Raw genomic sequence first — 9,504 nt, 5'->3', positions numbered from 1 at the left:
GAGCGGTGCCCGCCACATCGGTCACGATATAGTGCAGATGCTCGTCCTGTTCACTAGCCTCCCACTGGGCCAGTGGCCTGAAGCTGCCCGGCTCATAGACCCACTGCACCTGACGGGCGGCGTTGCCATCGGCCCGGGTTACTCGTGAAGTAGTAATATTATTTTTCATGCTGCTGCGATAATTACTTTCATGCAGGAAGCAGAGGTTTTTATGCAGGTAAAACCCTGCTATTTAGCGATCAGTAAAAATCAACAGAGCCAGGATAATCAGAAGCCAGGTTTACATTCATAAGGTTGTGTTGCGTCGAGTTTAAGACGACTTTTTGTCAGCCACTGTTTTGTGAAATCATCATCAGGCATCAAAATTTTTCCATTTTCTGCAACCTTTAGCTTAAATGCTCCATTGGAATAGAGTGTAATAACCCTGTCATCCCCTTTCCCTTCGACAACATACCCTGCATTAATAAAATCATAAAGGGCCATTCCCGCCTTACAAAAGGTCAGTGATTTTGCTAGCGCGTCATGATCTTCATTGACATACACACCTTCCAGCCACTGAGGTTCCTCACTTTTAACCAGCGCAGAAAATAGAGTGAGGGATATAAGCAGAGTATTGAGATAGATCTTTTTCATAAAAAGTACCTGTATAATTAATGTATCGCTATTCAATCAAACGTTGGTAATGCCACCGCTCGATTGAGACGGTGTAATGTGTACAGTGCGAGCGCAACAATCTGATGATCAGAACGCGCCTCATGCGACTAGCTTGCAAAAGAATCTGCCTCTGTTGAGCTCCACGTAAAAGTCATCAGCGCCTTCATCGAAAAGCATCACTTCAACTGATTAGAGGCATCACCGCCTACTAATAAAAAAGCCCCTAGTATGTGGGTACTTGGGGCTGGGGAGGTCATAGGTTGTGACTGATTTAGGCAACAATAGAGTGATGATCAGAACTGTACCTGTAATTTAATTGAGTCTACCCCCTGTATTATTCAAGAGAAAAATGACCTTGGCTTGCCAATAACAACAACATCAAAATCAATTTTTAGGCTATTTTCCCTGCATAAATCTACAAAACGTTGACTGACAAAGAATTTATATGGATAGCTTTTATCCTTGGCTATAAAAAAGTCATCATCAACCTGCTTATAGGCAAATGCATCTATTATTTTCGAACCATCTGTCAACTCCCTGTACGTTGATTTATCAAGATCAACAAAGCCTCTCATCTCACTAATTGGAAAAGTGTAGAAATCATCATGATTGTCAATCGAGAGAGTTATGAAAGGTGCATCCAACTCCTTTTCAAGCACTTGCTTTGCTTTCCCAGAAATAATAGGTATTGATACGACTCCATCATAGTAATCAGATGTAGCCTTTATTTTCTCAAAATCAGATATCTGCGAGTCTCCAGTTAGCAACAAACCATTACTCTCCGGCAACTCGTCGTGATGATAAACAAAATAAGTGAGCTTTTTATTTATCTTATTGCCGAAGTCAACAACTACATTATCACAATTGTATTGATGTGTAGGCTTCATTATGAAATACATAATTAGCATCCTTTTTTTGAACTGGTGCGATTTAGGGCAGCTCGAGTATCATGTTGCAATTTTAAAGCTTCCTGATTCGCTTTCTCTTTACTCCAACCTTCTCTCTGAGCTTGCAATTCAAGAGCGTCGAGCCTATCTCTCATAGCTGCATTGTACTCCGAGTGAGGTTTACCATCTAACTTGAAGTTATGATGCACCATCTTTGTAGGATGAATATTATCCGCGACAGGGAGATAAATCATGTTGGTTGCACCATTAATATTCAAGTCAGTCCTGTTGAAAAAATCATGATTACGATGTTCATATGGGATAATATGATGTCGCTCATAGCCTTGCTTGGTCGACATCCACGTGGGAAATCTCTCCAACCCCAGCGGATCAACCCACTCCAGCGGATTATGCACATATCCCTGTGGCCTCAGCCCTCCCGCAAAACCTATCGGGTCTGGCGAGATATATTGCCCCAACTCCGGGTCAAAGTAACGGTGCCGGTTGTAGTAAAGCCCCGTCTCTTGGTCATAAATCTGCCCCTGATAGCGCAGCTCACAATAAGTTTCGTCATTGGCTGCATCCCCAAGGAAGCGCCTGAGCGGTTGTGGGATAACATCAGCGCGATAGTTGCCCCACAGCCGCTGTTCACCACGCCAGATAATGTCACCGGCTTCGCTGCACAGCTCGCGGGCGGTGCCCGCCACATCCGTCACGATGTAGTGCAGACGCTCGCCCTGCTCACCAGCTTCCCATTGGGCCAGCGGCCTGAAGCTGCCCGGCTCATAGACCCACTGCACCTGACGGGCGGCGTTGCCATCGGCCCGGTAGCTTTGTTGCTGCACCAGCTGATCACCGTCCCAGCGATAGTGGACGCGGGTTATCGCGGTGAGTTGGCTCACCTGACCCTCCCGTTCCTTGCCGATGCGCCGACCAAAGGGGTCGTAGCGGTAACGCCAGCGGCTGCCATCTGGCAAGATGACCCGTTGCAGGCGGTCAAAGCCATCCCACTCAAATTGGGACGTTTGGGGCCGAAAACCGGGGCGTGAGACCACCTTCTCACTGAGCCGTCCGCACTTGTCGTAGCGGTATTGATTGGGCCCTATCTGGCTGACCCGGCCCGCAGCGTCATAACGGCGCAGGGGCTCGGCCTGCGCCTGCTGGCTGGATAGCGGTTGCCCATCGCTGGGCAGAATATGGGAGAGCTCGCAGAGGTTCAGTTCGCTGTCATAGCCAAACAGCCGGGCCTGACGCTCGTGGCCGCGCTTGCTGCGCTCGGCCACCACCTGGCCGTTGCCATTGAGTTTCTAACCTCACTCGTACCTGTTGCTTGTAAAAAAACACCGGCACTATGCCGGTGTAAGGTGATAACTATGACTGTACATTTTAGAGCGTGATATATGCATCATTCTCAATATAAAAGAGAAACGCTTTCATATACATATCGTCTGGCACCTTCCCCTTCATCTGCATCTCAATGTTTCTACAAATGGATTGAACTGTTTGCACTGAAAGCAAATATTTATATCCATTTTCAATAGCAAAAGCAGGTTCACCCACATCATCATCCTCAATATCATCAGGATCTAGCGCGACCGTGGGTAAATTTGGTGTCAAAGCCTCATTCTGTGGGACATATACTGCGTAAGACCAAGGATAACTATGGCTAGTTTTAATAAAATTTATTAATTCACATGTTTTCAATTTCTGCCGCCTCCCCAGTTTTGCATACCGCCTTTACCATTGGGGTGTAAAGAGCTCTGCACGACTCCCGGAGATTGATGTTGTGCCATTGGGATAAGTTGCATGAAACTGGGGCGTGATACCACCTTCTCACTGAGCCGTCCGCACTTGTCGTAGCGGTACTGATTTTGCCCAATCTGGCTGACCCGGCCCGCAGCGTCATAACGGCGCAAGGGCTCGGCCTGAGCTTGCTGGCTGGACAGGGGTTGTCCATTGCAGGGCAGAATATGGGAGAGTTCGCAGAGGTTCAGCTTGCTGTCATAGCCAAACAGCCGGGCCTGACGCTCGTGGCCACGCTTGCTGCACTCTGCCACCACCTGGCCGTTGCCATTGAGTTTCCAGCCGACATTCCGCACCTGATTGGGGATTTTTTTCGGCTACGATACCTACACGTTCGCAACAAATGGCAACATCGAGGTGTTGGGAGTTGAGGCTGGGGCAAAAGTTAAAATGCTCGGATTCATACTCCCCCCCCGTGAAATGATGTGAACTGTTACCCAACAGAGCATTATTACGTGGCAACGTGAATGAAGTCACTGGTTTTCTCAATTCAATTCTGCTTGTGTGAACATCATCACCATTTAAAATGCAAAAATTAGGTGCGGAATGACGGTTCAATAGTCAACGTGTAAGAGTTAGGGTTAGTCACCTTTCATACCAACCTATATATATCAAGCTATATAAATGATGTTTCCGCAGGTCCAACGTCAATAACAACACCATCGTTCCTTACTCTCACGCCAATGCCATGCTCTGTGTCCCCAACCCAGCTAAATAACAGCCCGAACTCTCTCTCAACGTCGTGAGATGTATAGATTTTCATTAACTTTAAGTTATTTTTATCAGACTTATACTTTTCACGCACATACTTAATAACACCGGCAATCACACTTCGATATATATCTAATTGATTCTCATAAATGCACCTAACATCTTCTTTGAACTTCTCATCAAACTCGTAGCACTCAAGATTGATAATTTCAATTGGTTCATTGCCAAAACACTCCAGAACGATATCACAACAAACCCCTTCGTTACTACTATCAGCCTTTATAAACTCCATAGATACAAAATCAACCTTTTAAGCGTTTTTCAAGAAACTTAAACACCTATATGAAAAGTCGCAAGCATATAACTACATGTAGTTTAAAACTAGGGAAGGTGCGAACAAGTCACTTAACAAGAAGTCATATCATCATAACCTATTGATATTGAGTGGCTAGATTCTCAGTCCGTTGTTAACTGAGTACTTATTCGCACCTTCCTTAAATAAAAGCCGAAAGGATCGTTGGCTCACTTCCGGTTATCATTTACAAGCTAGACCAAAAAGATTTATTTTCACTTCCAACTAATTTTTCCACATCAATAGGATTTGCCTTATTTAAAAACATGGTTCCAACACCTCTACAAAAGAGATCAAAATCAGATGATACCTGTTTCATATTATTCAAATCAGACTCACTAGTAATCGCATAAACCTTCCCACTGCTTAGTTCTAACAAAATAGAATAAGGATCATTATACGTTACAAGAAGTAAATTTTCAGGGCGCGGTCCCTTCCCCCACCACTGAGTTAGATCATTCTCATTATTTAACTCAAAAATCTTCCCCAGATAATCACCATCATCACCGAAGATAAAGCTACCAAGAGAAAAATTACCTAAATCATATTTCAAAATAAAATTCTTAAATTTATCGTGCAACTTAATGTTTATTTTTTGTTCTAAATCAATAACATCATCAACAGAAACCCCTCCGTTTTTCATGATCAAGTCATCCATTTCCCCACCAAACGGAGAAAACTTTTCATATAGCTTAGATTCTATTTCTGATAATTCCAGCAGCATGGCAATCTCTCTGCTCGTATGCTAAATACCATCACTTCCTACATGCATTTTCCCTAGGACCGTTCATGTTCTCAACTTCTACCCCCCCTCTGCTTTACGCTCTACCTTAATCATTGAATCGAAATCACCCAATATCAGTCCACTGTTAAATAGATTTCATTAAGTTTCATAATATAAATTAAAAACACCAGCATAATGCTGGTGTAAAAAGATAGCCAGTCGACGATGATTCGCTAATCAAAAAAACCATCGTCCACAAACATGTAGTTACTATGTGGCATTGTAATAGTCATGCAAATCAGAATCCTCATTTAAAATTACATCTTCCTGTTTTCTATGAATAAGGATGAATTCTCCTTTACTATCCTCATTTTCAACAGCTCTAACTCCATCCAAAACACACAAAAAACCAAACACTCCATTATCAACAGAGAGCTTTACAATATCCATGATTATTTTTTTTTCTTCTTCTGTCCTTTCATTATAAAACTTTGAGGCCAGTAGAATCTCTTTCTTAGGTTTTCTTCCCGGTGGGGACATTAACATTGATTCCACACCATCGACAGATGATTTAGTAACAACTTTTTTTAATGCATTTACAAACTCTTCAGGTCTCATTATGGTCTCACTTTATCGACTGTGTTTTCTTAAAAGCCTCCGGGAACATCTCCTTGTTTAGAGAAATCAGCTCCCTTATCGCTGACGCTGGCGCATTGGTGTACCGCCTTAGGTCCTTGATATCTTTTGCCAAAAGTTCTCTTGGCGTACCATTATACGTTTTTTTGATTGTTGGAATTTGCTGATGCTCAACTTTTGGAATAGCAATAGATGGTGCAGTTTTCGGATCGTAACCATTAATAAGTTGTCCGGCAGGATGCTTTTGTACCGCGTGATGTATATCCAACTCATCGCCACTTACGGAACGATTCTTTAAGTCATTGAACGCTCCAACTTCATATTTTTTCACTGGGCATCCCGCCAACCCCAGCGGATCTACCCACTCTAACGGATTATGCACATACCCCTGTGGCCTCAGCCCTCCCGCAAAACCTATCGGGTCTGGCGAGATATATTGCCCCAACTCAGGATCAAAGTAACGGTGCCGGTTGTAGTAAAGCCCCGTCTCCTGGTCATAAATCTGACCCTGATAGCGCAACTCACAATAAGTTTCGTCATTGGCTGCATCCCCAAGGAAGCGCCTGAGCGGTTGTGGGATAACATCAGCGCGATAGTTGCCCCACAGCCGCTGTTCACCACGCCAGATAATGTCACCGGCTTCGCTGCACAGCTCGCGGGCGGTGCCCGCCACGTCCGCCACGATATAGTGCAGACGCTCGTCCTGTTCACCAGCTTCCCACTGGGCCAGCGGTCTGAAGCTGCCCGGCTCATAGACCCACTGTACCTGACGGGCGGCGTTGCCATCGGCCCGGTAGCTTTGTTGCTGCACCAGCAGGTCACCGTCCCAGCGATAGTGGACGCGGGTTATCGCGGTAAGTTGGCTCACCTGACCTTCCCGCTCCTTGCCGATGCGCCGACCAAAGGGGTCGTAGCGGTAACGCCAGCGGCTGCCATCTGGCAAGATGACCCGTTGCAGTCGGTCAAAGCCATCCCACTCAAATTGGGTGGTCTGGGGCCGGAAACCGGGACGTGATACCACCTTCTCACTGAGCCGTCCGCACTTGTCGTAGCGGTACTGATTTTGCCCTATCTGGCTGACCCGGCCCGCAGCGTCATAACGGCGCAAGGGCTCGGCCTGAGCCTGCTGGCTGGACAGCGGTTGCCCATCGCTTGGCAGAATATGGGAGAGCTCGCAGAGGTTCAGCTCGCTGTCATAACCAAATAGCCGGGCCTGACGCTCGTGACCGCGCTTGCTGCGCTCGGCCACCACCTGGCCGTTGCCATTGAGCTTCCAACCCTGTTCACACCAGTGGCTGTAACAAAACACCGGCAATATGCCGGTGTAAAGTGATAACTGGAACAATATAAACTAGATAATGTAAACATTGCCTCTACTATCTAATATCAATAAAATCATCATTATCCATGTAGTAATTAAGGGCCTCAACGAAAGCTGATACTTGAGGCTCGTTTATCTGTGAAATGACATTGTTTATAACATCAATAAACTGCTCGCCATAATAACACAGCCCCAAATCATTTTTTATAACATCGCTTGGGAAAACATCCTCTCCTTCTGCCCCCTCTTGTGGATACTCATCAATAAAATAAATGGAGTTAGATTCGAGAGGCTCCATAGAGCCCTTGGAATATAAACAAAAAAAGGAGCCTTGGTCACAATCCCTGTTCTTTATGGCAAGAATAAGATCCGATAATTTGATATAAGATTTTATTTTAACTTGCTGTTTTTTCGATATCATCACAAGTTATTATACACCTTAGCTGGTAAGCCAGCTCTGGTTACAAAATTTGTTTTTGTCTATGGAAGGTGCGAGTAAGTCATTTGACAATAAGCAATATCATCATAACCTGTTGATATTGAATGGCTAAATTTCCAGCCCGTTGTGAGCTGCTCGTTTATTCGCACCCTTCTTAATTAACCAAAAGCACGGCAAATTAATGACATAGTTTTAAATATCAAAAAAATCCTCAATAAAAGAGTTAAAGTCTCTCCATTTTTTAGTCGGTTTCCCATCTAAGAAATCACTTAACGACGCCCCAATGCTCAACTCAAAAACCTGCCCGCTTTCTTTATTATAGAAGAACCCGCCCTCCCCCTCAAAGCTGTCAAGAGGGATTAAGTTAGGTGGCAGACAAAGGCTTTTTCGAAGAGACTCAGCTGCCAATCCATAATCTGTATTCAATACAAACCAGCAAAGCTGATATATCATTCCTTTTTGACTAATGAAATGCGGGCCATCTTCTGCATGCAGGTAAAAAAAACCTATCTGAGAGTCAGCCGACAACCCTATAGACTCTAGAGCTTCTTTGTAAGGAATTGACACTTCCTCAAACCACCATCCATTATCTCGCAGATAATTAATCAAATTTTCTGACAACATAGCCCCTCCCTTTATCAACACTTCTTGCTAGCAATTTTATTTCTTTTTGCCAACTCACCATTAGCCCGCTCACGCCAGTATGCATCCCGGTCAACATTAAATGAACTTCTGTCCACAGGATTGTTTGGATGTGCATCTGGCAAATGTGGATGTAAGGCATTACTTTTATAGTACCGTTGGTGCGTATCTGCTGAAAGCTCAAACAAAGACCCAAGCCCATCTTGCTTTGAATGATGTAAGTTAATTTGTGAGTATTTTCCATTTTTCACAACAAAAGGACTTCCTCCATCTAATGCTATGTCCAAGTTCGTTTTTACACCACTCCGGGTATTGACTGGCAAATCCCAATCAATCGCCTGTTGGTAAACAGTATGAGTGCTACCGGAAGGAGCATGAAACACTGTTCGAGTGAAGAAGCCTTTAAACCCCAGTGGATCCACCCACTCCAGCGGATTATGCACATATCCCTGTGGCCTCAGCCCTCCTGCAAAACCTATCGGGTCTGACGAGATATATTGCCCCAACTCCGGGTCAAAGTAACGGTGCCGGTTGTAGTAAAGCCCCGTCTCCTGGTCATAAATCTGCCCCTGATAGCGCAGCTCGCAGTAGGTCTCGTCGTTGGCCGCATCCCCAAGGAAGCGCCTGAGCGGTTGAGGGATGGCATCAGCGCGATAGTTGCCCCACAGCCGCTGCTCACCACGCCAGATAATGTCACCGGCTTCGCTGCACAGCTCGCGGGCGGTACCCGCCACGTCCGTCACGATATAGTGCAGATGCTCGTCCTGTTCACTAGCCTCCCACTGGGCCAGTGGCCTGAAGCTGCCCGGCTCATAGACCCACTGCACCTGACGGGCGGCGTTGCCATCGGCCCGGTAGCTTTGTTGCTGCACCAGCTGGTCACCGTCCCAGCGATAGTGGACGCGGGTTATTGCGGTAAGTTGGCTCACCTGACCTTCCCGCTCCTTGCCGATGCGCCGACCAAAGGGGTCGTAGCGGTAACGCCAGCGGCTACCATCTGGCAAGATGACCCGTTGCAGTCGGTCAAAGCCATCCCACTCAAATTGGGTGGTCTGGGGCCGGAAACCGGGACGTGATACCACCTTCTCACTGAGCCGTCCGCACTTGTCGTAGCGGTACTGATTTTGCCCTATCTGGCTGACCCGGCCCGCAGCGTCATAACGGCGCAAGGGCTCGGCCTGCGCCTGCTGGCTGGATAACGGTTGCCCATCGCTGGGCAGAATATTGGAGAGCTCGCAGAGGTTCAGCTCGCTGTCATAACCAAACAGCCGGGCCTGACGCTCGTGGCCGCGCTTGCTGCGCTCGGCCACCACCTGGCTGTAGTGGTCAACTAAA

12 protein-coding genes and 1 pseudogene are annotated in these 9,504 nt (G+C 46.2%); 1 reads left to right on the top strand and 12 read right to left on the bottom strand.

All coding sequences use genetic code 11. The features are described from left to right. Positions 1-267: 267 nt before the first annotated feature. Positions 268-633, bottom strand: a complete 366-nt coding sequence (locus tag AACT07_RS21995) for a hypothetical protein (RefSeq protein ID WP_047709334.1) — start codon at positions 631-633, stop codon at positions 268-270. An 89-nt stretch (positions 634-722) separates the two neighbouring features. Here AACT07_RS21995 and AACT07_RS21990 point away from each other — a divergent pair. Next, positions 723-843, top strand: a pseudogene (locus AACT07_RS21990) (IS1 family transposase); the annotation flags it as partial. Positions 844-992: 149 nt separating this feature from the next. On the opposite strand, the gene AACT07_RS21985 reads toward AACT07_RS21990, so the two are convergent. From AACT07_RS21985 to AACT07_RS21935, 11 genes are all read right to left on the bottom strand, one after another. Next, positions 993-1,553 carry a hypothetical protein gene (locus AACT07_RS21985; protein ID WP_069530047.1) on the bottom strand — a complete coding sequence of 187 codons (561 nt, stop codon included), beginning with the start codon at positions 1,551-1,553 and terminating at the stop codon, positions 993-995. Positions 1,554-1,555: 2 nt separating this feature from the next. After that, positions 1,556-2,824, bottom strand: a complete 1,269-nt coding sequence (locus AACT07_RS21980) for an RHS repeat-associated core domain-containing protein (protein ID WP_139123919.1) — start codon at positions 2,822-2,824, stop codon at positions 1,556-1,558. Between the two features lie 103 nt (positions 2,825-2,927). Continuing rightward, positions 2,928-3,245, bottom strand: a complete 318-nt coding sequence (locus AACT07_RS21975) for a DUF7716 domain-containing protein (protein WP_139123920.1) — start codon at positions 3,243-3,245, stop codon at positions 2,928-2,930. Then, positions 3,242-3,640, bottom strand: coding sequence for a hypothetical protein (locus AACT07_RS21970; protein ID WP_069530044.1), 399 nt, complete (start codon positions 3,638-3,640; stop codon positions 3,242-3,244). Before AACT07_RS21970 ends, AACT07_RS21975 begins: the two co-directional genes overlap by 4 nt. A 320-nt stretch (positions 3,641-3,960) precedes the next feature. Further along, on the bottom strand, positions 3,961-4,347 hold the full coding sequence (locus AACT07_RS21965; protein WP_069530043.1) for a hypothetical protein: 387 nt from the start codon (positions 4,345-4,347) through the stop codon (positions 3,961-3,963). Between the two features lie 247 nt (positions 4,348-4,594). Beyond that, positions 4,595-5,131: an SMI1/KNR4 family protein gene (locus AACT07_RS21960; protein WP_069530042.1), complete on the bottom strand. Its 537-nt coding sequence runs from the start codon at positions 5,129-5,131 to the stop codon at positions 4,595-4,597. 270 nt (positions 5,132-5,401) lie between these two features. Beyond that, the gene (locus AACT07_RS21955) at positions 5,402-5,749 is read right to left on the bottom strand and encodes a hypothetical protein (RefSeq protein WP_069530041.1); all 348 of its coding nucleotides are present in this window, start codon (positions 5,747-5,749) and stop codon (positions 5,402-5,404) included. Positions 5,750-5,756: 7 nt separating this feature from the next. Continuing rightward, the gene (locus AACT07_RS21950) at positions 5,757-7,112 is read right to left on the bottom strand and encodes an RHS repeat domain-containing protein (protein ID WP_069530040.1); all 1,356 of its coding nucleotides are present in this window, start codon (positions 7,110-7,112) and stop codon (positions 5,757-5,759) included. Positions 7,113-7,143: 31 nt separating this feature from the next. Beyond that, positions 7,144-7,509 carry a DUF7716 domain-containing protein gene (locus AACT07_RS21945; protein WP_069530039.1) on the bottom strand — a complete coding sequence of 122 codons (366 nt, stop codon included), beginning with the start codon at positions 7,507-7,509 and terminating at the stop codon, positions 7,144-7,146. A 210-nt stretch (positions 7,510-7,719) separates the two neighbouring features. Beyond that, a complete protein-coding gene (locus AACT07_RS21940) occupies positions 7,720-8,151 on the bottom strand; it encodes a hypothetical protein (protein WP_253182290.1) in 432 nt (143 codons plus the stop codon). Between the two features lie 14 nt (positions 8,152-8,165). Further along, a partial coding sequence (locus tag AACT07_RS21935; RefSeq protein ID WP_171903441.1) for an RHS repeat-associated core domain-containing protein occupies positions 8,166-9,504 on the bottom strand: 1,339 nt, incomplete at its 5' end.

It is taken from the genome of Aeromonas sp. ANP5 (assembly GCF_963870295.1).
GTDB classification, from domain to species: domain Bacteria; phylum Pseudomonadota; class Gammaproteobacteria; order Enterobacterales; family Aeromonadaceae; genus Aeromonas; species Aeromonas veronii.
This window is presented reverse-complemented; position numbering and strand designations above follow the sequence as displayed.